We start from the raw sequence: 26,211 nt of genomic DNA, 5'->3' as shown, positions 1-26,211 counted from the left end.
AGGTGAGGCATGAGTAACGCGGAAGCGGGAAGAACAGACGGTATGGATCTGGCCGCCATCACCGATGCATTGCCGCGGTTCGAGCCGGGGCATGTCTGGCTCGTTGGCGCCGGACCAGGCGATCCCGGCCTGCTGACACTGCATGCGATCAACGCGCTGAGAACAGCGGACGTAATCGTGCACGATGCCCTGGTGAACGCCGACTGTCTGGCGCTTGCAGCCGATGACGCAGCCCTGGAATATGCTGGCAAGCGCGGCGGCAAGCCGTCTCCGAAGCAGCGGGACATCTCGCTCCGGCTGGTGGAATTGGCGCGCGCCGGAAAGCGGGTCTTGCGACTGAAAGGCGGCGATCCGTTCGTCTTCGGGCGCGGAGGTGAAGAAGCATTGTCGCTGGTCGAGCATGGCATTCCGTTTCGGATCGTGCCGGGCGTGACGGCAGGAATCGGCGGACTTTCCTACGCCGGTATTCCGGTAACTCACCGCGACACCAACCACAACGTTACTTTTCTCACCGGGCACGATGCCACGGGCGTCATGCCGGACGCCATCGACTGGGCGGGCGTTGCGTGCGGGTCGCCGGTGATCGTGATGTACATGGCGATGAAGCATATCGGGACCATTGCAGCGCGGCTTGTCGCCGAGGGGCGGTCACCGGACGAACCGGTGGCGTTCGTGTGTAATGCCACCACGGCTCAGCAACAGGTACTCGAGACAACGCTTGCACGGGCCGAAACGGATGTTGCCGCCGCCGGGCTTTCGCCCCCGGCGATCGTCGTTGTCGGCGAGGTCGTGCGTCTTCGCGCCGCACTCGATTGGCGCGGAGCGCTTCAGGACGGCCGGACGCTTACGGTCGATCCGCTCAAAAAACGCGCGCGGGACCGGTCTGCATGAAAGGATTTCTCGTCGCCGCGCCGCAATCCGGCTCGGGCAAGACGACCGTCACTCTCGGGTTGCTTCGCGCATTGCGCGACCGGGGCGCCGCGCTGGCTCCCGCCAAGGCCGGCCCTGACTATATCGATCCGGCGTTCCATACAGTTGCCAGCGGCAAGACTTGTGTCAATCTGGATCCATGGGCCATGCGGCCGGAACTCGTCCGTATTCTGGCGGAACGCCATAGCGCGGGCGGGAAGCTTCTCGCTGTCGAGGGAATGATGGGGCTCTTCGACGGCGCGGCCGACGGAAAGGGTTCCGCTGCAGATTTGGCGGCAATGCTCGGATTGCCGGTCCTCCTCGTCGTTGACTGTGCGCGTATGTCGCAATCGATCGCCGCTCTGGCCAAGGGCTTCAACGACTATCGCCGCGACGTGATCCTCGCGGGGCTCGTCCTGAACCGGGTTGGAAGCGCCCGCCACGAGGCGATGTTGCGCAATGCGCTGGAACCGGCAGGTGTCGATGTCCTCGGCGCCATCCGCACCGATCCGGCTCTTGAACTGCGATCCCGTCATCTCGGACTGGTTCAAGCCGAAGAACATTCCGATCTCGAACGCTTCGTGACAGACGCCGCCTTTGCGGTGGCAAGTGGCCTCGACCTCGATGCGATAGCGTCGTTGAGCACCTTCAGGGAGGGCGGTGATGTAATGGCCGCGGTCAGCCGGGTGCCGCCGCTCGGCCAACGGATTGCCGTTGCGCACGATGCGGCGTTCGCCTTCAGTTATCACCATGTTCTCGACGGATGGCGGAGGCGCGGCGCGGAGATATCCTTCTTTTCGCCGCTTGCCGATGAAACGCCCGGCAAAGATGCCGATGCGGTCTATTTGCCGGGCGGGTATCCCGAACTTCATGCAGGAAGGATCGCCGCCGCTTCGGCCTTCCTCGAAGCCGTTCGCGGCAAAGCGAAGAACGGCGTGCCTGTCTATGGCGAATGCGGCGGCTACATGGTGCTCGGCGAGGGGCTAGTGGACGAGGAAGGAAAGCGCCACGAGATGGCGGGACTGCTGCCGGTCGTCACCAGCTATGCCAAACGGAAGCGCCATCTCGGCTATCGCAGGCTGACGGCGCTTGCCGGATCGCCCTGGACCATGCCGTTGACGGCGCACGAGTTTCACTACTCCACCCATGTGGTTGAGGGTGAGGGTGAGAAGCTGTTTCGCGTGACCGATGCCCTCGGCAAAAGGCACGACGATGCAGGACTGCGGCGCGGGTCGGTATCAGGCTCTTATATGCACGTCATCGACAGGGCGGATTGATGGAAGGTCTTTCCCATGGCGGCGCGCTCGACCGGGCAATTGCGCAACACGGGGGCTGTCGCGCGGATTGGCTCGATCTGTCGACCGGCATCAATCCCGTTCCCTATCCGGTTCCCGATATCCCCACGGATGTCTGGCACCGCCTCCCCGACGAAGGCCTTGTGAGCGAGTGCCTTGCGGCTGCCCGCGACTTTTACCGAGTGCCGAAGAATGCCGGGATCCTCGCCGCGCCGGGCACGCAGGCGATTATCCAGTGGCTCCCTCTGCTATTCAATTATCTCGACGATGTCTGTGTTGTTTCGCCTGCCTATGGCGAATATGCGCGGGTCTTTCGAAACGCCGGCGCGCATGTGACGGCACTTGGGGAAATGCCGGGACCGGAGCACACCGGCGGTCTCCTGATCTTCGGACAGCCCAACAATCCCGATGGACGTCAATGGCCGGCAGAGCAAGCCTCCGCGCTTTCCCGCAACGGATTTCGGATGGTGGTCGCTGACGAGGCGTTTTGCGACATAACCCCTGCGCACTCGCTCGTGCCGTATTCGGGGAAGCCGGGGCTTCTGGTGTTGCGCTCATTCGGCAAATTTTTCGGGCTGGCCGGAATGCGCCTCGGATTTGCCATCGGCGATCCGGACGTGATCGAAAGTCTCGGCCTCATGCTCGGGCCGTGGGCAGCGCCCGGCCCGGCATTGCATCTGGCAACCATGGCTTTTCGGGACGGCCAATGGATTGACAATACACGCGCGCGCCTTGGTGCCGACCGTGAGCGCCTCGCAACCATCGTGCAAAAATCCGGTATGGCGGTTGTCGGCGGTACCGATCTGTTTGTTCTGGCCAATCACGACAAGGCCAGCAGCATCGCTGGGTGGCTTGCCGAAAAGCATATTCTCGTTCGAAGCTTCGAATATAATGCGACATGGTTGCGGTTCGGCTTGCCGGGGTCCGAGGACGGTTTCGTGCGATTGGAATCGGCACTTGCAGAACTTGCCTTACGCACGCAGTGAACGCGCGCCATGACCCTCTCGACCAATCTCGTCATTCTGCTCGCCGCGCTGATTGCCGACCGTATCGCCGGCGACCCCGAGGGCGTTTGGGACAGGATTCCGCATCCGGTGGTCGTCTTCGGAAGGCTGATCGGCTTTTGCGACGAGAGGTTCAACAGACCGGATCGTTCAGACGACTGGCGCGAGAAATCCGGGTTCCTGTCGATTGCCGGCCTTCTGGTCGTGGCATCGATCGTTGGCGCGTGGCTTGCCGACATCTTCGATTTTCTGGGCATTGTCGGCATGATTGCCGAGGTGGCGGTGGTCGCCGTTTTCCTTGCGCAGAAGTCTCTTGCAGATCACGTTGGCGCGGTCGCCGCCGGTCTTCGCGATGGCGGGCTTGAGGGAGGCCGCAAGGCTGTCTCGATGATCGTCGGGCGCGATCCGGCCACGCTGGACGAAGCGGGAATTTCGCGCGCGGCGATCGAAAGCCTTGCGGAGAATGCGTCCGACGGCGTGGTCGCTCCGGCATTCTGGTATGGGGTGTTCGGCCTGCCCGGATTGTTTGCCTACAAGATGCTGAACACGGCCGACTCGATGATCGGTCACAAGAGCGAAAAGTACCGCGCTTTCGGGAAGGCATCGGCCAAGCTCGATGATCTTGCCAACTGGGTTCCGGCGCGGCTGAGCGGAATGTTGATCGTCACGGCGGATGCGATGCTGCGCGGCACCGAAAATGCAAAGAAGACGTATGAGGTGATGCGGCAAGATGCAAACCTGCACCGGTCGCCCAACGCCGGCTGGCCGGAGAGCGCCATGGCCGGTGCGCTCGGTATTTCGCTTGGCGGGCCGCGCGTCTATGCAGACGATATCGCCGACGAGCCTTTCCTCAATGCCGCCGGGCGGCGCGACGTGGGCCAGGCCGAACTCGACATGGCGCTTCGCATATACTGGCGAGCTATGACTGTATTTGCGGGCGTGGTGGCCGGTTTGGCCTTGCTAGCCGCCTAGCGCCGTGGACCGCCGTTCGATCGCCCGCTGAAGGTCCGGCGCGGCGGCGAGCAGGCGGCGCGTGGTGTCGGTTTTCGGCGCATCCAGCACGTCCGCCGTGCGGCCCGTTTCGACGATTCGGCCATGGTCCATCACAAGTACATCGTGGGTGATGGCGCGGGCGACCGTCAGGTCGTGCGTGATGAACAGGTAGGCGACGCCCAGATCGTCGTTCAGCTTGGCAAAGAGATCGAGGATCTGCGCGCGGATCGAAACATCGAGCGCTGACACCGGCTCGTCGCAAACTACCAGTTTGGGCCGTGTGATGATGGCGCGGGCAATGGCGAGACGCTGGCGCTGTCCGCCGGAAAACTCGTGGGGATATTTGTGCATGTCGGCTGGCTGCATACCGACCTCCACCAGTGCCTCGGTGGCACGTTCGCGGCGTTCCCTGCGGCTGATGCGTTTGTCCACCAGATGCAGCGGTTCCGTTACGGACCCTTCAATCGTCTGCCGCGGATCAAAGGAGCCGTAAGGGTCCTGAAAGACGACCTGCATCTCGCAGCGTGCGGCGCGCAGCTCGTGCTCGCCGAGAGATGACGTTTCCATGCCCCTGAAGGTGATGGCGCCTGCCGTCGGACGGTCGAGGGCGAGGATCATACGCGCGAGGGTCGATTTTCCGCAGCCTGACTGACCGACAAGCGCCACCGAGTGGCCGGCCTTTACCTCAAATGAGACCCCGTCGACCGCGCGAACCGGCTCGCCGCGCGCGAACAGTCCTCTGCGAGAGCCGGGGAAATGGCGGGAGACCTCGGTGAGCTTCAGTAATTCTTGCTTGCCGTCATTTGGTACTGCGGCGTTTTCCCACACCGGAACATGGGTCGACGCTTCGGCCAATTTGCGGGTGTAGGGATGTTTCTGCTCGCGCAGTATGCGCGTCGTTTCGCCTTCATCCTGAACCTCGCCATGGCGCAGGATGGTAATGCGGTCTGCCATGTCGGCAACGACGCCCAGATCATGGCTGATCAGCAACAGCCCCATGTCGTTCTCGGCGACGAGTTCGCGGAGCAGTTCGAGGATCTGCGCCTGTAACACCACATCGAGCGCGGTCGTCGGCTCGTCGGCTATCAGAAGCTTGGGATCCAGGGCACAGGCCATGGCGATGACGACGCGCTGGCGCTGGCCGCCGGAGAGTTCGTGCGGGTAACGTGTCAGGGGAAAGCGGCTTTCCGGAAGACCGACACGCTCGAGAATGCGCCGGGCCCTGTCTTCCGCCTCGGCCCTGGAGGCCCCGCGATGCCAGCGGATGCCTTCGGCGACCTGCTCTCCGATCATTTTGACGGGGTTGAGGGCGGTCATCGGTTCCTGGAACACCATGCCGATCTCGTCGCCCCTCAATTGGCACATCCGCTCCTCGCTTGTGCCGAGAAGGTCCTCGCCGCGAAAAAAGAGACGGCCCGAAGTTCCGGCGGCGTGTGGCAGAAGGCGCATGACGGTGAGTGCGGTCATCGACTTGCCGGAACCAGATTCGCCGACAAGCCCCACGGTCTCGCCGTTGGCTATCGTCAGGTTCACGTCCTTCAGGATCGGCTTGGTGCCAATCGAAACGGACAAGCCGCGAATATCGAGAACAGGCGATGGCACGATCAATGCTCCCTCCGGAGCTTCGGATCCAGCACATCTCGCAGTCCGTCGCCGAGCAGATTGAGGCCGAGCACGGTAATGATGATCGCCATGCCCGGAACGATCGCCATATGGGGCGCGATCGACATCATCGTCTGCGCCTCGAACAGCATCCGCCCCCAGCTCGGCGCCGGCGGCTGCGTTCCAAGGCCGACATAGGAGAGACCGGCTTCGGCGAGGATGCCGAGCGAGAACTGGATCGTGCCCTGAACGAGCAGCAAATTGGCGATGTTGGGCAGGATGTGCTGCACCGTGATCAGACCCGCGCCCTTACCGGCGGCGCGGGCCGCGAGGATGAACTCACGCGGCCAGAGTGCGAGCGCGCCACCGCGTGCGACGCGGGCAAATACCGGGATATTGAAGATGCCGATGGCGATGATCGCGTTGACCGCGCCGGGGCCGAAGATCGCGGTAATCATCACCGCCGAGAGCAGCGCGGGAAAGGCGAAGATGATGTCGGAGGTGCGCATCAGTATTTCGTCGGCGACGCCGCGCTTGGCCGCGGCCCAGCAGCCTAGCGGTACGCCGGCGGCCATGCCGATGCCGACGGCGATCAGCGCGACGGCGATCGAATTGCGGCTGCCGACCATAACCATCGAGAGTATGTCGCGGCCAAAATGATCTGTACCGAACCAGTGGCTTGCGGTTGGCGCCTGCAGCCGGTCGGCGATTACCAGCTTCGTCACATCATAGGGGGTCCAGACAAACGAGACCAACGCCACGGCTACCACGAAGGCGGTGATGACGGCGCCAGTGAGGAAGGACCGGTTGGCGAGCGCTTTGCGCGCGAAATGGCGCCAATCCTCATGCTCGGGGGCGACGAGTCCGGTTGTCATCTTATCGGGTTCTCAGTCGCGGATCCGCCCAACCATAGGCGAGATCGACCAGGAAGTTCACCACGATGACGGTGGCGACAAGCAGAACCACCACGCTCTCGACCACAATCAGATCGCGCTGGGTGATCGCCTGAAAGACCAAACGGCCGAGACCCGGCAGGTAGAACACGTTCTCGATGATGATGGTTCCGGCGAGCAGGAATGCGAATTGCAGGCCGAGGATGGTGAGGACCGGGATCAGCGCGTTGCGTAGCGCGTGGCGCCAGAGCACGGTGTTTGCGGGCAATCCCTTGGCGCGGGCCGTGCGGATGTAGTCTTCGCTCATCACGTCGAGCAGGGCGGACCGGGTGACGCGCGACAGGATCGCGGCCTGCGGAAGCGCCAGCGCAATGGCCGGCAACACCAGGGAGGCGAGGGCGGGGCCCAATCCGGCGTCCCAGCCGGGGAAACCGCCGGCGGGAACGAGGCGGAAGGTGACCGCGAAGAGATAGACGAGCAGCAGCGCGAACCAGAAATTGGGAATAGCGATGCCCACCTGCGTTGCCGCCATGACGCCGGCATCGGCCGACGTTCCGCGTCTTGCGGCCGAAAAAATGCCAACGGGGATAGCGATGGTGGTCGAAAGGATCAGCGCAAGCAGCGCCAGCGGGAGCGAAACCACCATCCGCTCACGCACCAGTTCCATGACCGGAACGGAGTAGGTGTAGGACCGGCCGAAATCGCCGGTCAACATCCCGCCAATCCATGAAAAATAACGGGTGACCAGCGGTTTATCGAGGCCCATCTGCAGGCGAAGGGCGGCGACGGCGTCTTCGGTGGCGTTGATGCCGAGCATCAGCCGGGCCGGATCGCCCGGCACGATTTCCAGCACCGCGAAGACGACGATGCTGGCGACCAGCAATGTTATCGAGACGAGGAAGAGTCGTCGCAGCGCGTAGAAGAGCATGGATCGGGTTTACCTTTTGGCCGGCGGGAAGGCCATCTTGGGACCGTTCATTTCATGCACGCTTCACGCGAAGAAGGCGCGCAGCCTTTTCGGCAGCGGCAATGTGGTCGATCCGGGCAATGAAGCGGCGGGCACGCGGGACCGGGTGATGCAAGTATTGGTCTGGACCGAGCATCTTGCGTCGGTTCAATTCGCCGGTGCTCAGCAGGTCGAAATCCACGGTCTCGATCATGCAGTCCCATTCGGGATGCCGGCGAGACCAACCCCTGCGATGATGTTCGAGCAAGCGCTCGAGCGTAGAATAGCCACGATGGTCGAACGCGATTTCGCCGTTTGTAACATAGACGTGGTTGCCCGCCAGGCCATCTTCCGGAACAATGCGTTCGGCGCGAAAGGCCAGGAGTGGCGGGCTGGCAAGGTAAGTTCCGGCAAGAATGTGGCATGCACCGTGGCCGAAAAATATCCGGTCGGGAAGCGCCCAGCGCCTTTCCGGATCGCGCTTGATGCCCGGTTTTAAAACGTACATTTCCCTTTCCGGACAAATCAAGGCGGGCACAGCGCCCGCCTCCGCTCAGGTGTCGCGACGCGCTCAGTTCGTCCAGCGGACCTCGGTCAGGTCGTTGGCCTGGACCGGCGAGTTTTCCCACAGGCCCTCGATATCGGCGTCCCAGATTCCGGTTTTCGCGAGTTGGAACATGAAGCCGTTAACGGCGTCGTTGGCGAGGATCTCCTGCGCCTGCCGCATCAAGGCGTAGCGCTCCTCTTCCCCGGCAGTCGCATCCAGCTTCGCCATGACGTCATTGAATTCGGGATTGCGGTACTGGAAATAGTAGTCGTCCCGCGCGTAGATCCCGATGTCGTTCGGCTCGGTGTGCGAAACGATCGTCAGATCGTAGTCCTTCGCCTTGAACACCTGATCGAGCCATTGCGCCCACTCTACCGGGATGATCTCGAGGTCTATGCCCACTTCGCGCAACTGCGCCGCGACGATCTCGCCGCCGCGCCGGGCATAGCTCGGCGGGGGAAGCTTGATTGTCGCCTTGATGCCATCGGGGAATCCGGCTTCGGCAAGCAGTTCCTTTGCACGTTCGGGGTCGTAGGGATAGGTTTCGACCAGTTCGACATAGGCGGGATGATGGGGCGCGAAATGCGAACCGATCGGCGTCCCCTGACCGAACATGGCGCCATCGATGATCGCCTGACGGTCAATCGCGTGGGCAATGGCCTGGCGAACTTCGAGCTTGTCGAAGGGCGGTTTGCCATTGTTGGTGGAGAGGATCGTCTCGCCCTCGGTGGACCCGATCACGACCGCAAAGCGCGGGTCGGCCTCGAATTGCGGAACGGCTTCCGGTGCTGGGAAGTTCGGAAAAGCCTGGACGTCGCCCGCGAGCAGCGAGGCCGTTGCGGCCGCGGGATCGCTGATGAACCTGAACATGGCCTTCTCAAGTGCGACTTGGTCTCCCCAATAGTCGGGATTCCTGACGATGGAGACCGACGATCCTTTCGCCCAGCTGTCGAACCTGAAGGGACCGGTGCCGACCGGATTTTCCTTGTTGGTCTCTGCCGTCTCAGGCGCGACGATAACTGCGTCGCCCCAACCCATGTTGTACAGGAACGAACCGGATGGCTGTTTCAGCGTAACCATCACCGTCAGGTCGTCCACGGCTTCGACCGTGTCGATGGCGGCAAACAGAGCTTTCTGCGCATTGGTCGAATCTTCGGCGCGGGCGCGGTCGAGCGAAAAGACGACGTCGCCGGCATCCAAGGAAGTGCCGTCGTGAAAGGTCACGCCGTCGTGGAGATTGAACGTATAGACCAGTTCATCGTCCGATAGGCTCCAGCTTTCGGCCAAGGCAGGCTCGACTGTTCCATTCGGCCCGATGCGGGTGAGTCCCTCGAAGATGTTGGCGTAAACAATTTCATCGATGGCCGCCGCGGCCCCGGCGGTAGGGTCGAGATGCGGCGGTTCCAGTGCCACACCGAGGGTGAGGTCGGTTTTTGCAGCGAAGGCTTGCGTCGAAAGCGCGAATACAAGCGCTGTGCCGGCCAGAATTGATTTGATGGTCATTGTCATTTACGAGGCTCCCGAAAATCGCTGGTGGATACTAAGCAGGAAGCGGCCGCCTTGTCAGCATACAACGCCGAATGCCCCCCTTGCGTGTATTCGTCATCCTTCCGAAAGCAACTGTCCCAGCGCCAGCGCCATGACCTGGGCTGACTGGACCATGTCGTCGATGCCGATCCATTCGTCGGGACGATGGGCGAGGTCCAGGATTCCCGGACCGTAAGCGACGCAGTCGTAAAGATGGCCGAGGCGCGCGATGTGTTTTTGATCATAGGTTCCCGGCGAGATCACGTAATCCGGCTCGCGGTCGAATATTTCGCGAATGCCGCTCGCGACTGCCGATGCCACCGGCGTGTCCTTTTCGGTCATTAGCGGCATGACCTCCATGATGTCGCGGATTTCGTAATCGAAGTTCGGGCGGGTTTCTTTAAGGCCGTTCAGGATATCGATGACCTCGTCCTTAACGTCCGTGATGGCTTCCTCAAGTAGGAACCGCCTGTCGATAGTAAGCTTGCAACGGTCGGGCACGTTAGGCGAGGGCAGGCCGGTATAGTCGTCGGTTTGGCCGCCGTGGATCGAATTGATGTTCATGGTCGAGCGGCGCGCGCCCTCCGGAACGACGGGCATGCGTGTCTGTTTGCGGTCAAGCGCGGGGAACAACGTTTGTTCGAACTCGTGTAGCAGAGCGCCCATGTGCCGCACCGCGCAGTCGCCCAGAAACGGCATCGAGCCATGCGCGATCTCGCCCTTGGTCTCGATTTCCGCCCACCAGACGCCGCGATGCCCAAGACACACGCGGTCCTTGTTGAGCGGTTCGGGGATGATGACGTGGTCGACGCGGGGTTTCGAGAAATACCCCTTGGAGGCGAGATGAGCCACGCCCCCGAAGCCGCCGGATTCCTCGTCCACAGTGCCGGATATCTCGATCGCGCCCGTATAGTCCGAATTGTGCATGAGGAACGTCTCGACAGCGATAATGGAGGCGGCAAGCCCTCCTTTCATGTCGCATGCGCCGCGGCCATAGATCCGGCCATCGCGCACGACCCCGTCGAACGGATCGACTGTCCAGCCGTCCCCCGCTTCCACGACATCGATATGCGAATTGAAATGAACGCATGGGCCGTTCCTTTTGCCTTCACGGCGGGCAACGACATTGGTCCGCGGAAAAGTGTCGTTGTCTCCGGGCGTGCCTTCTCCGCGTATGTATTCGATCGCGAAACCGGATGTCTTCAGCCTTTCGCCGATGAATTCTGCGCACGGCGTGTAGGCCTCACCAGGCGGATTGACGGTCGGAAAACGGATCAGTTCCCTGGTCAGTTCGGTGAGGGCGTCACGGCTGTCGGCGATCGCCTGCAATGTCTTTTCTTGCATCGTCTCATTGATCACAAACGGATTTCAGAGGGCAAGAGACAATTCGCGGATCGAATGGCCAACTGGTCTTCGTCTTTCCGGACAATACTGGCTATATATTTCGCCGGGTTTGGACCTAACTGATCATCCTGATACATGTCATGCCAGCGTTGCCATCTGGCAGTCCGGGGAGGGAGCGGGACTTGATGCGCGAGCCTGCGCTTAATTTGTCCGAGCCGATCGGCGACGAGGTTCGCAAGACGACGTGCTACATGTGCGCCTGCCGATGTGGGATCAACGTCCATTTGCGTGACGGTAAGATCCGTTACATCGAGGGCAACCGCGATCACCCGGTGAACAAGGGGGTGTTGTGCGCAAAGGGCTCGGCCGGCATCATGCAGCACTACGCCCCGGCTCGGCTGAAGGCGCCGTTGCTGAGGACAGGGCCGCGCGGGTCCGGGCAGTTCAAGGAAATTTCCTGGGAGGAAGCGCTGTCACTGGCAACGAAGTGGCTCGGCGACATCCGGTGCCGCGCGCCGGAAGAGCTCGCCTTTTTCACAGGACGCGATCAGTCGCAATCGCTGACCAGCTTCTTTGCCCAGAATTTCGGCACGCCCAACTATGCTGCCCATGGCGGGTTCTGCTCGGTCAACATGGCGACGGCAGGTATCTATACGATCGGCGGTGCGTTTTGGGAATTCGGCTCTCCCGATTGGGACCGAACTAAACTCTTCATTCTCTTCGGCGTTGCAGAGGACCACGATTCCAACCCGATCAAGATGGGCATCGCCAAGCTGAAGAAGAACGGCACCCGGTTCGTCTCGGTCAATCCCGTGCGTACCGGCTATTCAGCCGTGGCCGACAATTGGGTTGGCATCCGGCCTGGAACGGACGGCCTGCTCATTCTCGCCACCATCCATGAGTTGCTGAAATCCAGGCGGATCGATGTCGACTATCTCATCCGCTACACCAACGCGCCGTGGCTGGTCATCCGCGATCCGGGCGCGGCCGATGACGGTCTCTTCGCACGAGACGCCGATGGCGAACCGCTGGTTCACGACCGCGCGGCGGGCGAGGTGACAGCCGCCGGCAATGCCGGCCGGAACGTTTCGCTGTCCGGCGAATTCACGCTTCCCGACGGGCGCAAGGCCGTGCCGTCGTTCCAACTGCTGGCGGAAAAATATCTCGATGAGCAATACGCTCCCGAGAAGGCTGCAGGGGCGACCGGCGTCAGCGCCGACACGATACGCGGGCTTGCCCGCGAGATCGCACGCATCGCATTCGAGGAGGAAGTCGTCGTCGATCAGCCCTGGACCGACATGAAGGGCGAGCGGCACGAAAAGATGATCGGGCGACCCGTCTCGTTTCACGCCATGCGCGGGATATCGGCCCATTCCAACGGCTTCCAGACCTGCCGTGCGCTACACCTGCTGCAGGTGCTGATCGGTTCGGTGGATTGTCCCGGAGGCTATCGCTACAAGCCTCCTTATCCGAAACCGGTCGACGCCCATCCGGTGCCGCACGGCAAGCTGATCAATGTGCGGCCCAATACTCCTCTGATGGGTCCGCATCTGGGATTTCCGCGTGGCCCCGAAGATCTCGCGATCAGCGCCGACGGGCGGGCAAACCGGATCGACAAGGCGTTTTCCTGGCATGCGCCGCTGTCGGCGCACGGGTTGATGCACATGGTCATATCGAACGCCCATGCCCGAGACCCGTACGGGATCGAGGTCCTGTTCCTCTACATGGCGAACATGGCGTGGAATTCGTCGATGAACACACGCGCGGTCATCCAGATGCTGGAGGACAAGGACGAAAAGACCGGCGAATACGTCATTCCGAAGATCATCTATTCCGACGCGTACAACTCCGAAATGGTCGCCTATGCAGATCTCGTCCTGCCGGACACGACCTATCTCGAGCGGCACGATTGCATCTCGCTGCTCGACAGGCCGATTTCCGAGCCGGACAGCGTGAACGACGCGATCCGCTGGCCGGTCGTCGAACCGGATCGCGATGTTCGCGGATTCCAGTCCGTTCTGATTGACCTTGGAGGGCGGCTGAAGCTGCCCGGTTTCGTCGGCAAGGATGGCGAACCGCTCTACAGGGATTATGCCGATTATATTGTTCGCCACCTGCGCAAGCCCGGCGTCGGACCGCTTGCCGGGTTTCGCGGTGAGGACGGCAAGGCGAGGGGGCGGGGCGAACCGAGTCCGGAACAGATCGACCGCTACAAGGAAAACGGCGCGTTCTTCTCAGCGCACATTCCGCCGGAGGCGCAATACTTCAAACACGCGAACGCGGCCTACCAGGATTTCGCCGTCCGCATGGGTTTCTTCGACAAACCTTCGCCGGTCACGTTTCAGCTCTATTGCGAGGTGCAGCAGAAGTTCCGGCTGGCGGCGCTCGGCCATGGTGAGAACCAGCCGCCGGAGATGTTTCGCGAGCGAGTGCTTCAGGCGTTCATGCCCCTGCCGGAATGGTATGCGCCTCTGGAGGAGGCTGCGGTCGACAGCGAGACCTATCCATACCATGCGATCACCCAGCGTCCGGCGGCGATGTATCATTCCTGGGGGTCGATGAACGCATGGCTTCGGCAGATCCACACAGCCAATCCGATGTTTCTTCCCGCTCCAATATGTGACGAGGCGGGACTGGACGACAGCGACTGGGCATGGATCATCTCGCCGCATGGCCGCATCTGCGTGCCGGTTAAGCGGATGGATGCCGTCAATGGCAAAACGATGTGGACATGGAACGCGATCGGCAAGCGCGGCGGCGCGTGGGCTCTGGACCGCGACGCGCCGGAGGTCAAAAAGGGTTTTCTTCTCAACCATTTGATCCATGAACTTCTGCCTCCGAAGGGCGACGGCATGCGCTGGTCGAACTCCGATCCGGTGACGGGGCAGGCTGCGTGGTTCGATCTGCGCGTGCGGGTCGAAAAAGCCGAGGGGCCGCCCCCCGCGGCGAGTCTTCCGCAATTCGAGCCGACGTGGCACCGGAACGGTGAGGTGCCGGACGAATTGCGCTACGGACAGGAGTGGAGTGGCAAAAGATGACATCGCTGCCACAAGGCTCCAGCTCCAGAAAACTTGGACTTGTTATCGATCTCGACACCTGCGTGGGCTGCCATGCGTGCGTGGTGAGCTGCAAGGAATGGAACACCGGCGGCTACGGCAGTGCACTCTCCGACCAGGACCCGTATGGGGCGGACGTCTCGGGTGCCTGGCTGAACCGCGTCCACACGTTCGAGGTCATTCCCGAGGGTGGAGAGGTGATCGGGGAGGCGGGGGAGGCGCGCATCGTCCACTTTCCGAAATCCTGTCTGCACTGCGAGGATGCGCCATGCGTGACCGTCTGTCCGACGGGCGCCTCCTACAAGCGTGCAGAGGACGGCATCGTCCTAGTCGATGAGGATAAGTGCATCGGGTGCGGGTTGTGCGCGTGGGCCTGCGCCTACGGGGCGCGCGAAATGGATCTCGCTGCCGGAGTCATGAAAAAGTGCACGCTATGTGTCGACCGAATTTACAACGACACGTTTGAGGAAGTGGACCGTGTACCGGCCTGCGTGCGTACATGCCCGGCCAATGCACGGCATTTCGGCGATCTCGGCGATCCGCATTCGGATGTTTCCAAACTGGTCGCCGAACGTGGCGGGTTCGACCTGATGCCGGAGCAGGGCAACCGGCCGGTCAACAAATACCTGCCGCCACGGCCGAGAACCGCTCTTGCGGGGGCAGCCGCCTTGAAGCCGGGCCAGCCGGAAGAGGAAAGCACCGAGGGTGCCACGGGCTTCCTGCGCTGGCTTGACGTGGCGCTGGACCGGATCTGACGCAATGCATCCAGCCTATTCGGTCATCTTTTTTACGGTCGTCTCCGGCATGGGCTACGGGCTGGCCTTTTTCCTCGGGATCGGGCTTCTCGACCCTGCAACCATGGCAGCCAAGGCGGCCTACTTGTCGGCGCTGGGCATGATAGGGGCGGGGCTCATCTCATCGACATTTCATCTGAAGAATCCGCATCGGGCATGGCGGGCTTTTTCGCAATGGCGATCGAGCTGGCTGTCCCGCGAGGGCGTGATGGCAATCCTGACTTTCATACCTCTCACTACCAATGCCGCGCTCTGCGTGCTCTTCGATATACAGAGCCTGCCGCTCGGCATTGCGGGCACCGTGGGCGCGGCGATCACCGTCTACAGCACGGCGATGATCTACGCTTCGTTGCGCACGGTTGACGCATGGCATACCCGCCTGACGCCGGCGTGCTATCTGGCTTTTGCCGCGCTCGGCGGAACGCTTTGGACTCTGTTTTTCGATCTATTGTCCACCGGGAGTAATGCGCTCCAGCTCTCGCTTCTCAGCGGTGCGGCAATTGCCGGCGCACTAGCACTCAAGTTACAGTGGCGCGCAAGAGTTCATTTGCAAGTTCCTAACTCTACACCGGAAACGGCCACAGGACTTGGGCATATCGGTGCGGTGCGGTTGCTGGAGCGGCCGCATGTCAACGACAATTACCTGACCCGGGAAATGGGCTTTCGTATCGCGCGAAAACACGCGGCAAAGCTGTTTCGGCTGCATTTGATCATGGCTTACCTGTTGCCCATTATCATGGTCACGCTGGTGCTTGTCGGCCTGACATTCGCGGGTTTTTCTGCGTGGTACGCTGTGAGCGCCGGCCTCTCGCTTGTGTTCCACACTATCGGCATGTTCGTCGAACGCTGGCTGTTCTTTGCGGAGGCGCGCCACGCGGTCATGAACTATTATGGGGGCTGACGGCCTTAGACATCCCAGCGGCGGTGAAACCACATCCACTGCTCGGGATATTCGCGTACCCAACGCTCGACGATATCGTTCAGCATCTGGGTGGAGGCGGGAACATCGATGTCACCATCGCCGTTGCGCGGCAGGCTGATAGCCTCGCTGAGTTCGAGACGGAAACGTCCATCCGGCAGCCGGATGCAGCGCGCCGGGTGAACCGCACGGTCGAATTGTCGTACCAGCTTCGGCAAAAGGGGGTTGGTTTTCACCGGCCGACCGAAAAAAGTCCCCAGTGCGCCGCGATGAAATTTCTGGTCGACGAGCATGCCGACTGAGCCGCCGTCATCCAGCGCCTTGGCCAGTCCCCATGCCGCCCCGGCTTTCGACGGGACGAGATGACCCATCGCGGTGTGTCGCGCCGACAGTAGTTTCTTTGCGACATAGGGGTTGTTCGGCGGGCGAAACAGCGCGGTCACATTGAGGCCGAACGTGGCGGCGCAGACCGGAAGCAACTCGAAGTTTCCGGTGTGGGCGGTGAAAAATATGCACGAGGCGTTGCCGTCCCGAAGCCGCCGAAAGATTTCCTCGCCTTCCACTTCGATGCGGCCATGGGTGCGGGCGTCCGGATCGAAGTCGAATATCTTTTCCAGATAGACATATTCAGCGCCCAGCCGGAACATGTTGCCCCACATGCCGAGGGCGATCCTTTCGCGCTCCTCGTCCGACTTTTCAGGAAAGGCCTGTCGGAGGTTTTCGAGCGCGAGTTTGTGGCGTCCTGTCAGCGGTCCGACCTTCCGGCCGATCGAGGCCGCCAGTTCGATGGCGGTTCTGGCTGGAAGGAGCCTCGCAAGTCCCAGCAAGGCAAAGACAATTTGTGCTTCAACCCAGTAGCGGGTCCGGTTCGCGTTTTTCCAGAGGCGGTAGATATTCTGTCGCATGAGGGGCTGCTCAGCTGACGCGAAGCAATATCTTTCCGAAGACTTCGCGCGTTTCCATTCGCGCCAGTGCATCGCCGATGCCGTCGAAGTCGACTTCGCAATCGATGACCGGATGGACAATTCCGCGCGCCATCTTCTGCATGGCGTTCGTCATGTTTTCCATCCGGCAGCCGAAAGAGCCGATCAGCCGCAATTGCTGCTGGAACAGCATCATGAGGTTCACGCTGGTCGAAACGCCCGAGGTCGAGCCGCACGTCACAAGGCGCCCGCCGCGTTTTAACGCCAACATCGAACCCGCCCAGGTGTCAGCGCCGACATGCTCGAACACGACGTCGACGCCTTTCTTCTTCGTCAGTTTGCGGACGACGCCTTCGAACCGGTCCTCGCGGTAGTTGATCACGTAATCGGCGCCGAGGGCCTTCGCCGGTTCGATCTTGGCCTCGGCTCCGACGGTCGTGATGACCGTACAGCCCATCTTCTTTGCAAGCTGAATTGCGGCCGAGCCGATACCCGATCCGCCCGCATGGACGAGGATCGTTTCTCCGGGTTGCAGTCTTGCGTTGTCAAAGAGCATGTGCTCGACCGTGCCGAACGTGATCGGCGCGACCGCCGCGCCCGTAGCGTCCACGCCCGGCGGCGCGGGGACGAGATTACGCGCTGGAAGGTTGATCATCTCCTGCGCGAAGCCGTCGAGATGGAAACCGTGCACACCGGCGACATTCTCGCAGAGGTTGTCACGGCCCTCCCTGCACGGACCGCAAAGTCCGCAGGTCTGAGCGCCGAAAATCGCCACGAGCTGACCGGGCTGCAGACCGGCCACGCCCGCGCCGATCGCATCGACGACGCCGGAAGCTTCCGCGCCGACGACCAGCGGCATCTTGCGCTTTGCGAATGCCATGCCGCGCCATCCCCATACATCGATATGGTTGAGAGCAACCTTGCGTATGCGAATGGTGGCCTCCCCGTAGCCCGGCGGCGGGGGAGGCGGCAGGTCCACCTGCTCGAGCTTTCGGTCTTCCACGAGCTGCAGCGCGCGCATGGCTTATCCTTCAAAGGGAGTTCAAGGTGCGGTGGGGAGGGCTTAAGCAGGTTCCGCAGCGATGACAAGGCAGGTGTTCTGCCCGCCGAAGCCGAACGAGTTCGATAAAACCCGGTTCACTGTGGCATCGCGCTTGGTGTTGGGCACGACGTCCAGTTCGATCGCCGGGTCGGGAGTGACGTGATTGATCGTCGGCGGCAGTGTTCCGCTGCGGATCGTCATTAAGGAGAAGACCGCCTCGATCGCGCCCGCCGCGGTGAGCGTGTGGCCGATCATCGACTTGTTGGACGAGATCGGGACCGACTTCATCTTCTCGCCGAAGACCGCTGAAAGTGACAGATACTCCATCTTGTCGTTTTCCGGCGTCGACGTTCCGTGCGCGTTCACATAATCGATGTCGTCGGTCGAAACGCCCGCATCGTCTAGCGCGGCACGCACGGCCGCGATCGCCGGGGAACCGTCGGGTTTGGAGCGGGTGCGGTGAAAATCGTCGGCGCACTCGCCGCAACCCTCGAGAATCCCGAGCACTGTCGCGCCACGGGCCCTCGCGCTCTCCAGGGATTCCATCACAAACGCGGCCGCCCCCTCGGCCATCACAAAGCCGTCGCGATCCTTCGAGAAGGGTTTGGAGGCCTTTTCCGGCGCTTCATTTTGCGTCGAAAGCGCGGAAAGAAGCGAAAAACGCACAAGCGCCTCGGCCGTTACCGAGCCGTCGGTCGCCACCGCGATGACACGCTCGGTCTCGCCGCGCCGTATCGCTTCAACGCCCAGCTGGATCGCGGTCGCGCCCGATGCGCAGGCCGTCGAAAGGGTGATCGGCAGTCCCCGCGTTCCGAGACGTTCGCGCAGTTTCGAGCCGATCGTGGCGAACTGCGCCGACCTGAAAAACTCCTCGTGGGCGCGATTACGTGCCGCGTGCAGAATCCTTTCGTAGCCGGGTTCGTTCACGCCGTTTTCGCCGCCGTCTCCGTCCAGATCCAGACGTTGCCACCATTCCAGTTCGACGGGCGGCGCGGCCAGGAACAGCGGCCCACCGAAATCTCCAATCTTGAACCCGGATTCGGCAATTGCTTCGACTGCGGCAGCTTCAGCGAGCGCGAACGTCAGGGCGGTCGACCCGGCATCGACCGGCGTCATGAAATCCACGGTTCCGGCCATCGTGGTGCGTAGATGATCGCTCGGGAAGCGTTTGATAGCGTGGATGCCGGACTCGCCATTGGTGAGACGGGCCCAGTTGTCCTTCTTGCCATTGCCGAGCGACGAAACGACACCGGAGCCGGTGATGGCGATCACGGGCCGCCCCGCTTGATCGGTGAAGCCGCTCATGATCCGTCTCCTTCGGCGCGTGAAACGCGCACCATCCCTTCGCCGGCATTGTAGCCGAGCGCGATGACACCGACCGACGTCGGAGCTCTTTCTGCCGGCCTTTCGATCTCGGGATCGAACGGCGCGGGGGTGGATCCATGCCGCAACGCCAGGGCCGCCACAGCCACAGCCAGCGGGAACTGGGCGTCGCGCAGGTGGCCAGTGGCTGTCGAGATTCCGCGGAACGGGATATCGGTAAGATTGTCGCTCAAAAAGCTGCGTTCCGCCGAAGTGCGGGCGTGGCTGCCGGATGCGGCGGAGATAATCACATCGACTGATCCAATATCTGCTTCGTCCGCCATTTGGGAGAGCCGATGATGTGTCTTTGTTGCGTCCAGAGGCCCTTGGTCGGCGGCAACGTTTCCAAGCAATGCGTAGACCGGAACGCCTCGTCGCTCCGCACGGGCTCGGCTTTCCAATACGAGGAACACGCCGCCCGAGCCGGTGATGACGCCGCCTCCTTCGCATCGGTCACGCTGCCATACGGGCATCCACGCGTCCCGATGCAAATGATGACCAAGCTCGTAGCCAAGTAGCATGTCGGGATGTTCGGCATTATAGGCGCCGCCAACGAGAGCGTGGGTGCTTTGCCCGGAGCGTATCCGTGCAATCGTCGTCTGCAGGGCGGAAATACCCGCACCTTCCTCTCCCATGAACGTGCGCGAGGACCCCGTGACCTTGTGGACGATGGATATATTTCCTGCGAGGAGATTCGACAGTTGGGCGAGAAAGAGCGTCGGGCGCAGTTCCGTCGTCAGCACTTCGTTGATGAGCACCTCCCGGTCGGGCACTCCGTCGGCGATCCGATTGAGGATCATCGTGTCGACAGCGGTGTCGCGCTCGCCGCCCCCGGCCGCGACGATCATGTCCATTGAAGCGCAAAGCGCCTCGTCGTCCTTTATGCCGGCGTCCTCCAGGGCAAGTCCTGCTGCATAGGTCCCGATCCGCTGCCACGCTTCCATCTGGCGCTGATCGCGTTTGGCGATCTGCTGAGACCAGTCGACTTCGGGAAGGGGATGCACTGTGTAAGGAGCGAAACGCTCCCGCTCGAGCACCGGACCGGCGAAATTCGTCAGCGCTTTCCAATTCGCATCCGCCCCTTCGCCAAGCGAGGAAACGAGGCCTATGCCGGTGATCACGACATCATTTGCAACAGGTGCCTTCAAACCGGGCCTCGAAGGATGCTCGACTGCTGGGGGAGAATCGGATCAGGCTGCGGCCTTTGCGGCGACCAAGGCGTCAATTTTGGCGCAGAGGTTTTTCAGCACGAAGTACTCCTCGGTCGCGACCTTGCCGTCGTTGACGTCCTGCGTCCATTGTTCGAGTGGAATCTTGATGCCGAACTCCTTGTCGATCGCAAACACGATGTCGAGAAAATCGAGACTATCGATACCGAGATCATCAATTGTATGGCTTTCCGGCGTGATCGATTCGCGATCGATTTCACTGGTATCGGCAATGATATCGGCGACTTTGTCGAATGTTGTGGTCACGTCTCGTTCCTTCATGTCGACTGGTCTGCCCGCCGCGCCCGGTCGAACAGCAGTCTTACCATTGACTGTTCCGTTGCGCGCTCTCTAACCTTTTTGACGCTTCAGGAAAAGGCCATACCCGACTCCAATGAGGCTACATTGACGCACCATCGGATGCGGCTACGCGAAGGCGCGTCGCAACAACATCCCGGGTCGCAGAGTACGAGGAACTGCCCTTGACTTTCTGGGGAAATATGGCGTCGGGGATGCCGGTCGAGAGGATCCGAATCCGCGCCGGCGGCTTGACAGCTCATATCCTCACTCTCGGGGCGATCGTTCAGGATTTGCGGCTCGAAGGTCACGAAGATCCGCTTGTGCTGGGTTTCGAGACGCTTGAGAACTACGCACGGCACTCCCCCTATTTCGGGGCGATTGTCGGGCGATTCGCGAACCGCATCGCGAACGGACGCTTCAAGCTTGACGGTCAGACCCACGAACTGAGCCGCAACAATGGCGGCCATTGTCTGCACGGTGGCGTAGACGGTTTTTCCAGCCGGATCTGGGAAATCGAAGATTGCGGTCCGTCACATGTCGAACTGGCTCTGGACAGCCTGGACGGGGATATGGGATTTCCCGGTGCGCTCCGGGCACGATGCCGGTATGAGCTGTCGGCAGGCGGTGCCTTGGGGGTAGCGCTATCGGCGGTCACCGATGCACCAACTGTCTGCTCGATGGCGCATCATAGCTATTTCAATCTCGAGGACGGTGGCGCGCGCGCAGCGACGGATCACGAGGTCATGATCAGCGCCGATCGCTATCTGCCTGTCGATGACGCGCTGATCCCCCTCGGCAATCCCGCGCCGGTCGAGGGAACGGCCTTCGATTTTCGCACTTCCAAGCGGCTTAACGCGCGCGATCCGGCGGCCTCATACGACCACAATTTTTGCATCGGCGCCGCTGCCGGTTCAGAACGCTTGGTCGCCCGATTGCGCGCACCGCGTTCGGGAGTGGCGATGGAGGTCATCACCGCCGAGCCCGGGCTGCAGTTTTTTACGTCTCCCGAATTGAACATACCGGTTCCAGGTCTTGGCGGGCGGCGCTACGGCCATCATGCGGGAGTCTGTCTCGAGACACAGATATGGCCGGATTCGCCGAACCGGCCGGAGTATCCCGGCGCGGTTCTCAGGCCGGGTGACATTCGCGAACAGCGGACGGTCTACCGCTTCAGCAGGCACCAACGCGCGTAAAGCCGGGTACGTCTTCAGGGGCGGAGTATGGCGAGGGATTTCATCGGCAACAGCGCACCATGATGACGTATCACCTTGCCGGCGATCTTGTGAGCGTAAAGCGCAGCGGCCTCGGCAGTCATGCCGGCCAACCGACCGGCGAGATATGCGCCGTTGAAGCTGTCGCCGGCCCCCGTCGTGTCGATGGGCTCGACGCTTTCCGGTGGAGCGACCTCGACCCCCTCGCCGCCGTGATAGACCAGCGCGGCCTCACCGCCTGATTTTACCACGATCTCTCCCGGCCCCTCGGCGATAATCCGCTCAAGCGTTTCGCCCGGGGTCTTGTCGCCGAACAGCGCGCGCTCGTCGTCGAAGGTGGGCAGAACGATCGAGGCGGTCCAATAGCCCTGCCGAATCGCTGTGCGTGCGGCTTCCGGTCTTGGCCACAGGCGAGGGCGATAATTCGGGTCGAATGCGATCGAGGCGTTCTCGTCACGTGCATCCGAAATCGCAGACAGCAACGTCTCGCGCGCGGCATCCGCCAGAATGGCAAGGGTAATGCCCGAAAAGTAGATCAGGCTCGCGCCCGAAAGGCTTTGGGTGAGACGCTTCGGATCGTCGGCCAGCATCCGGGCCGCGGCATCATTGCGCCAGTAGGTGAAGGATCGTTCTCCGGCCGCGTCGAGGGTGATCGCGTAGAGCCCCGGCGTCTTCCCCTCAATGATCGGGCTCTCGGCAATTCCAATCCGGTTCCTGTCGAGGAATTCTATTTGCTGACGCGAGAACGGATCGTCTCCGAATGCGGAGACATAGTCGGTCGACGTTTCAGGGCTCGAGAGCGCTCGCAGGTACCACAATGTGTTGAAGGTGTCGCCGGCGAATCCTTGCCGCCATCCGTCATCAGACTTGCCCGACAACTCGATCATGCACTCGCCGATGGACACGATCCTGTGCAGCATTGCGCGCCGTCCTACTGCCCGGGATACAGGACATCGTAAAGGAAACGCGTGACATCGCTTTCGAGCGGAAACGACAGCATTCCCATCACCGAATATCCCAGCAGCCAAGGCATGAGGTAGAAACGGAACATGAAAATAAACCAAGCGACGTAAAGCGGCACCAAGGGTTGGATCAGGAAGCCGGGCGTAAGCGGGGAAAAAACCTTCAGGATCGGGTTGGTCGCTTTCACGAAGATCCGCATGAAAAACCAGTCCGAGTCCTCGGGCAGGAAGATACTCATCGCTGCTCGGCCGATCAGGGTCCACATCACGACACCGAGAATGTAATCGAGCGCGACAATCCAGAACGGGAATGGTGCAATTGATTCCGGCATGGGCAACCTTTGGTTTCCTGTCGTTCTGTCAAAGAAAACGGGGGCGGAAAAGCCCGCCCCCGAAAATTTGTCTCCGGCCGGCCTAGTGGTCGGCGGAGAGGATGGTTCCGCCCGAAGGAATTCGAACTTCGTCCACCATATCTTGGACTTCCTGGCTCGGAGCCTTCGTCGCCAGGGTGACGACGATCATCGCGATCAGGCTGGCGGCCATGCCGACGATGCCGAACCGCAGATGGTCGAGCCCGAACCACGGGGTCATGCCAGCGGCATAGACCATGTAGAGGTACCAGGATCCCACAGTGAAGCCGACGACCATGCCGGCAACCGCTCCCGGCGTGTTCGCGCGTTTCCACCAGATGCCAAGCACCAGCGGGAAGAACAGGCCGGAGTTCGCGAAGCAGAACGCCCAGGCCACGGCTCCCAGAATCCCGGTCAGCTTCAAAGAGGCCACCAAGGCTGCCAGTGCTGCGATGCCCAGCAGGAGAACACGTGCCACAATCAAGCGGCGGCGTGTGTCTGCCTTCGGGTCGATGATCTTGTAGTAAAGATCGTGCGACAGCGCGTTGGCGATTGCCAGCAGCAGGCCGTCGGCCGTCGACATTGCCGCAGCGAGACCGCCGGCAGCAACCAGACCCGAAATCACATAGGGAAGACCCGCGATTTCTGGGGTGGCAAGCACAACGATATCCGGCCGCATGAAGAACTCGTTCAACTGAACCAGCCCGTCACCGCTTTGGTCCACGACGGCAAGCATGCCGACCGCGCTCCAGTTCTGCACCCATTCGAGGGCGAGCACATCCTCGATGCTCTTACCGATCACTGACGTGGCCAACGCCGGGTCGAGCAACTGCAGCTTCGACAGCGTGGCCAGCGCCGGCGCCGTGAAGTACAGCAAGAAGATGAACAACAGCGACCAGCCCACGGACCGACGAGCCTGACGCACGGACGGCGTCGTGAAGTAGCGCATCAGGATGTGCGGGAGCGACGCAGTACCGGTCATCATCGCGACCGCCAGCGTCACCATCTTCCAGGAGTCCAGGCCGCCTGCCGGCGCGTTGTGCGGTGTCGTCAGGACCGAAAGGCCGGCGACCGATTCGGCGGCCGAATTGAGCCCGTACGTCGTTTCCAACTCTGCAATCTTCTGCACGGCATCACCGTAGGAGAAGTGCGGAATGAGGCCGAAGCCCTGCTTGTTCGACATCCAGATGACCGGCACGAGGTAGGCGATGATCAGCACGATGTACTGAGCGACCTGTGTCCATGTCACGCCTCGCATGCCGCCCAGCATCGAGCAAAGCAGGATGGAGGCCACGCCCAGCCACACGCCGATCTCGAACGGAATGCCAAGTGCGCGCGCCGCAATCGTCCCGGTGGCGTTGATTTGCGCCGTCACATAAGTGAAGGATGCAACCACGAGGATGATGACAGCACACAGGCGGGCGAGGTTGCCGCCGTAACGCGTACCGACGAAGTCGGGGACCGTATAGCAGCCGAATTTCCGCAGATACGGCGCCATTAGTGAGTTGACCAGCACATAACCGCCTGTCCAGCCCACGATGAAGCCGAGATACGGATAACCACCGAAATAGATGCCGCCGGCAAGCGCCACGAACGATGCGCCCGACATCCAGTCGGCCGCTGTGGCCATGCCGTTGTACAGCGCCGGCACTTCGCGACCCGCGACGTAATAGGCGCTGACATCCATCGTCCGCGACAGATAGCCGATGATGGCGTAAATCGCGATGGTGAAACAGAGGAAGAGGATACCGATGGTGCGAGCACCGACACCCATGCTTTCGAGGACGGCCATCAGGCCGAAGAAGACGAGGAACCCGAGGGTATAGAGGCCGTAGACCTTGCCCAGATTCTGAGTGAAACCACCTTGCATCTGAACCCCCTATTCTTCGCCGACGCCGAACTCATCGTCGATCGCGTCCTGACGGAAATTCTGGAACCAGATCAGTGCGACGAAGACGATGAGCGAGCCTTGGACACACATGTAGTATCCAAGTGGGAAACCCAGGAATGTGAAGGAGTTCAACTCCTTTGCGAACCATGGAACGACCATGGCGAAAATGAACCAGATCGCGAGCACGAGTATCGTGAGACTGCGCGTTTTGGCCCAATGCTGCGCGTTTCGCCCAGCAAGTTCAGAAGACATGCCATCCTCCCTTCCTAATTTCCGGCACTATTGCCGACCCTCCAAGGACGAGCGCTCTTGAAAGCCGCAACCGTCCGACATAAGGGATACTCCGGAACCTGGCGCAGGGGAATTCATACATTGGTAGCGTCCACAGAAAGAACTGAAATCAAATGACTTTCTGGGCGGAAGTCGGTCAAACGGCGCTGCGGTATCTTCCGAGATTCAGTTATCTCCGTCGAAGCGATCCGATCGATTCGGTCGATTCGGTTTGCGATTTTGCCTCGACAAGGGCTGCCTTCGTCTGCCAGAAAAAACTCTATGGCTACGTAAAAACCCGTGTCGGAACCCGTTTCCCGAAACTGATGGACGACGAAATCTTCGTTCGATCCCTTAATATTGCAAAACTCGAAGTCTTCGCAGCCTGCCTCGCAGACATGACCTGTTTTTGCGTTGCCAACAGTCTGGTCGAGGCGGAGGTGGGCAACGATGTCATGGGGGGGATAGCAGCAGAGTGCTACGAGCGAGGAATTGCGGCCAATGACGACGGAAGCTGCGGCACGGGAGCTGCGGACAAATGGCGGGCTGCATTCGATGACCGGCTCGCGAGAACCGTTTGGCACACCAATGGCCCGGCGCATTTTACTGACAGCCCGAAGGCGCTGGTGCGCTGGGCGCCGATTGCCGAGGATCTCAAAAAGCTCGACGCCGAGATCGTCGAGAATTCAATTTTGAACGCCTGGATCGAATTCCGCAAGGAGTTCACGGACAGGGTTGATCGGGCTGCCGTGGCATCGTCTGCAAGGGCGTGAGGCGGCCGCTCCCGGACGTATATCAACGCGGAATCGCGCGGCATTGTTCTACCGCGCGCCGGATGTTTGTCATGAGGGACTTGTAGGGCC

At 61.4% G+C, this 26,211-nt stretch carries 24 protein-coding genes; 9 read left to right on the top strand and 15 right to left on the bottom strand.

Annotated elements, in window-relative coordinates:
* Positions 1 to 9 precede the first annotated feature (9 nt).
* The 4 genes from cobA to cbiB are packed head-to-tail and all read left to right on the top strand — an operon-like array spanning position 10 to position 4,180.
* Positions 10 to 891, top strand: coding sequence for a uroporphyrinogen-III C-methyltransferase (gene cobA, locus LC298_RS08445; RefSeq protein ID WP_428977533.1), 882 nt, complete (start codon positions 10 to 12; stop codon positions 889 to 891).
* Positions 888 to 2,186 carry a cobyrinic acid a,c-diamide synthase CobB gene (locus LC298_RS08440; RefSeq protein ID WP_131566431.1) on the top strand — a complete coding sequence of 433 codons (1,299 nt, stop codon included), beginning with the start codon at positions 888 to 890 and terminating at the stop codon, positions 2,184 to 2,186. Before cobA ends, LC298_RS08440 begins: the two co-directional genes overlap by 4 nt.
* Positions 2,186 to 3,190 carry a threonine-phosphate decarboxylase CobD gene (gene cobD / locus LC298_RS08435; protein ID WP_131566428.1) on the top strand — a complete coding sequence of 335 codons (1,005 nt, stop codon included), beginning with the start codon at positions 2,186 to 2,188 and terminating at the stop codon, positions 3,188 to 3,190. The genes LC298_RS08440 and cobD overlap by 1 nt, the downstream gene beginning before the upstream one ends.
* Before the next feature lie 9 nt (positions 3,191 to 3,199).
* Positions 3,200 to 4,180 carry an adenosylcobinamide-phosphate synthase CbiB gene (gene cbiB, locus LC298_RS08430; protein WP_131566425.1) on the top strand — a complete coding sequence of 327 codons (981 nt, stop codon included), beginning with the start codon at positions 3,200 to 3,202 and terminating at the stop codon, positions 4,178 to 4,180.
* Here the strand turns inward: cbiB and LC298_RS08425 are convergent.
* From LC298_RS08425 to LC298_RS08400, 6 genes are all read right to left on the bottom strand, one after another.
* Positions 4,169 to 5,803 (bottom strand): ABC transporter ATP-binding protein, encoded by a 1,635-nt coding sequence (locus LC298_RS08425; protein ID WP_131566422.1) that lies wholly within the window; start codon positions 5,801 to 5,803, stop codon positions 4,169 to 4,171. The two genes, cbiB and LC298_RS08425, sit on opposite strands and share 12 nt — an antisense overlap.
* Before the next feature lie 2 nt (positions 5,804 to 5,805).
* Positions 5,806 to 6,678 carry an ABC transporter permease gene (locus LC298_RS08420; protein WP_131566419.1) on the bottom strand — a complete coding sequence of 291 codons (873 nt, stop codon included), beginning with the start codon at positions 6,676 to 6,678 and terminating at the stop codon, positions 5,806 to 5,808.
* 1 nt (position 6,679) lies between these two features.
* The gene (locus tag LC298_RS08415) at positions 6,680 to 7,624 is read right to left on the bottom strand and encodes an ABC transporter permease (protein ID WP_131566416.1); all 945 of its coding nucleotides are present in this window, start codon (positions 7,622 to 7,624) and stop codon (positions 6,680 to 6,682) included.
* 52 nt (positions 7,625 to 7,676) lie between these two features.
* Entirely contained in the window at positions 7,677 to 8,150 is a 474-nt protein-coding gene (locus LC298_RS08410) for a hypothetical protein (RefSeq protein WP_131566413.1), read from the bottom strand.
* A 63-nt stretch (positions 8,151 to 8,213) separates the two neighbouring features.
* Complete coding sequence (locus tag LC298_RS08405; RefSeq protein ID WP_428977532.1) at positions 8,214 to 9,698, bottom strand: ABC transporter substrate-binding protein; 1,485 nt, start codon at positions 9,696 to 9,698, stop codon at positions 8,214 to 8,216.
* 93 nt (positions 9,699 to 9,791) lie between these two features.
* Complete coding sequence (locus tag LC298_RS08400) at positions 9,792 to 11,060, bottom strand: acetylornithine deacetylase/succinyl-diaminopimelate desuccinylase family protein (protein ID WP_131566410.1); 1,269 nt, start codon at positions 11,058 to 11,060, stop codon at positions 9,792 to 9,794.
* A gap of 185 nt (positions 11,061 to 11,245) precedes the next feature.
* Between LC298_RS08400 and LC298_RS08395 the strand changes: the two genes are divergently transcribed.
* The 3 genes from LC298_RS08395 to LC298_RS08385 are packed head-to-tail and all read left to right on the top strand — an operon-like array spanning position 11,246 to position 15,811.
* Complete coding sequence (locus LC298_RS08395; RefSeq protein WP_131566408.1) at positions 11,246 to 14,098, top strand: molybdopterin oxidoreductase family protein; 2,853 nt, start codon at positions 11,246 to 11,248, stop codon at positions 14,096 to 14,098.
* Complete coding sequence (locus LC298_RS08390) at positions 14,095 to 14,871, top strand: 4Fe-4S dicluster domain-containing protein (RefSeq protein WP_131566405.1); 777 nt, start codon at positions 14,095 to 14,097, stop codon at positions 14,869 to 14,871. The genes LC298_RS08395 and LC298_RS08390 overlap by 4 nt, the downstream gene beginning before the upstream one ends.
* A gap of 4 nt (positions 14,872 to 14,875) precedes the next feature.
* Positions 14,876 to 15,811, top strand: coding sequence for a dimethyl sulfoxide reductase anchor subunit family protein (locus LC298_RS08385; RefSeq protein WP_131566402.1), 936 nt, complete (start codon positions 14,876 to 14,878; stop codon positions 15,809 to 15,811).
* Between the two features lie 5 nt (positions 15,812 to 15,816).
* On the opposite strand, the gene LC298_RS08380 is transcribed toward LC298_RS08385, so the two are convergent.
* Genes LC298_RS08380 through LC298_RS08360 form a run of 5 tightly spaced genes read right to left on the bottom strand, consistent with a single transcriptional unit; the run spans position 15,817 to position 20,646 of the window.
* Complete coding sequence (locus LC298_RS08380) at positions 15,817 to 16,734, bottom strand: lipid A biosynthesis lauroyl acyltransferase (RefSeq protein ID WP_131566400.1); 918 nt, start codon at positions 16,732 to 16,734, stop codon at positions 15,817 to 15,819.
* Between the two features lie 10 nt (positions 16,735 to 16,744).
* Positions 16,745 to 17,773 (bottom strand): zinc-binding dehydrogenase, encoded by a 1,029-nt coding sequence (locus tag LC298_RS08375; RefSeq protein WP_131566397.1) that lies wholly within the window; start codon positions 17,771 to 17,773, stop codon positions 16,745 to 16,747.
* A gap of 42 nt (positions 17,774 to 17,815) precedes the next feature.
* Positions 17,816 to 19,099: a beta-ketoacyl-ACP synthase gene (locus tag LC298_RS08370; RefSeq protein ID WP_131566394.1), complete on the bottom strand. Its 1,284-nt coding sequence runs from the start codon at positions 19,097 to 19,099 to the stop codon at positions 17,816 to 17,818.
* The gene (locus LC298_RS08365) at positions 19,096 to 20,304 is read right to left on the bottom strand and encodes a beta-ketoacyl-ACP synthase (RefSeq protein WP_131566393.1); all 1,209 of its coding nucleotides are present in this window, start codon (positions 20,302 to 20,304) and stop codon (positions 19,096 to 19,098) included. The genes LC298_RS08370 and LC298_RS08365 overlap by 4 nt, the downstream gene beginning before the upstream one ends.
* A 42-nt stretch (positions 20,305 to 20,346) precedes the next feature.
* Positions 20,347 to 20,646 (bottom strand): acyl carrier protein, encoded by a 300-nt coding sequence (locus tag LC298_RS08360; protein WP_131566390.1) that lies wholly within the window; start codon positions 20,644 to 20,646, stop codon positions 20,347 to 20,349.
* 200 nt (positions 20,647 to 20,846) lie between these two features.
* Between LC298_RS08360 and LC298_RS08355 the strand changes: the two genes are divergently transcribed.
* Entirely contained in the window at positions 20,847 to 21,857 is a 1,011-nt protein-coding gene (locus LC298_RS08355) for an aldose epimerase family protein (protein WP_223385602.1), read from the top strand.
* A 14-nt stretch (positions 21,858 to 21,871) separates the two neighbouring features.
* Here the strand turns inward: LC298_RS08355 and LC298_RS08350 are convergent, their stop codons facing one another.
* From LC298_RS08350 to LC298_RS08335, 4 genes are all read right to left on the bottom strand, one after another.
* The gene (locus tag LC298_RS08350; protein WP_131566387.1) at positions 21,872 to 22,795 is read right to left on the bottom strand and encodes a sugar kinase; all 924 of its coding nucleotides are present in this window, start codon (positions 22,793 to 22,795) and stop codon (positions 21,872 to 21,874) included.
* Positions 22,796 to 22,806: 11 nt separating this feature from the next.
* Complete coding sequence (locus LC298_RS08345) at positions 22,807 to 23,169, bottom strand: YggT family protein (protein WP_131566385.1); 363 nt, start codon at positions 23,167 to 23,169, stop codon at positions 22,807 to 22,809.
* An 82-nt stretch (positions 23,170 to 23,251) separates the two neighbouring features.
* A complete protein-coding gene (locus LC298_RS08340) occupies positions 23,252 to 25,057 on the bottom strand; it encodes a sodium:solute symporter family protein (RefSeq protein ID WP_131566382.1) in 1,806 nt (601 codons plus the stop codon).
* A gap of 9 nt (positions 25,058 to 25,066) precedes the next feature.
* Positions 25,067 to 25,330, bottom strand: coding sequence for a DUF4212 domain-containing protein (locus LC298_RS08335; protein WP_131566379.1), 264 nt, complete (start codon positions 25,328 to 25,330; stop codon positions 25,067 to 25,069).
* A gap of 152 nt (positions 25,331 to 25,482) precedes the next feature.
* Between LC298_RS08335 and LC298_RS08330 the strand changes: the two genes are divergently transcribed.
* A complete protein-coding gene (locus tag LC298_RS08330) occupies positions 25,483 to 26,121 on the top strand; it encodes a hypothetical protein (RefSeq protein WP_131566376.1) in 639 nt (212 codons plus the stop codon).
* Positions 26,122 to 26,211 lie beyond the last annotated feature (90 nt).

The sequence above is a fragment of the Oricola cellulosilytica genome (assembly GCF_019966575.1).
In the GTDB taxonomy this organism is placed as follows: domain Bacteria; phylum Pseudomonadota; class Alphaproteobacteria; order Rhizobiales; family Rhizobiaceae; genus Oricola; species Oricola cellulosilytica.
This window is presented reverse-complemented; position numbering and strand designations above follow the sequence as displayed.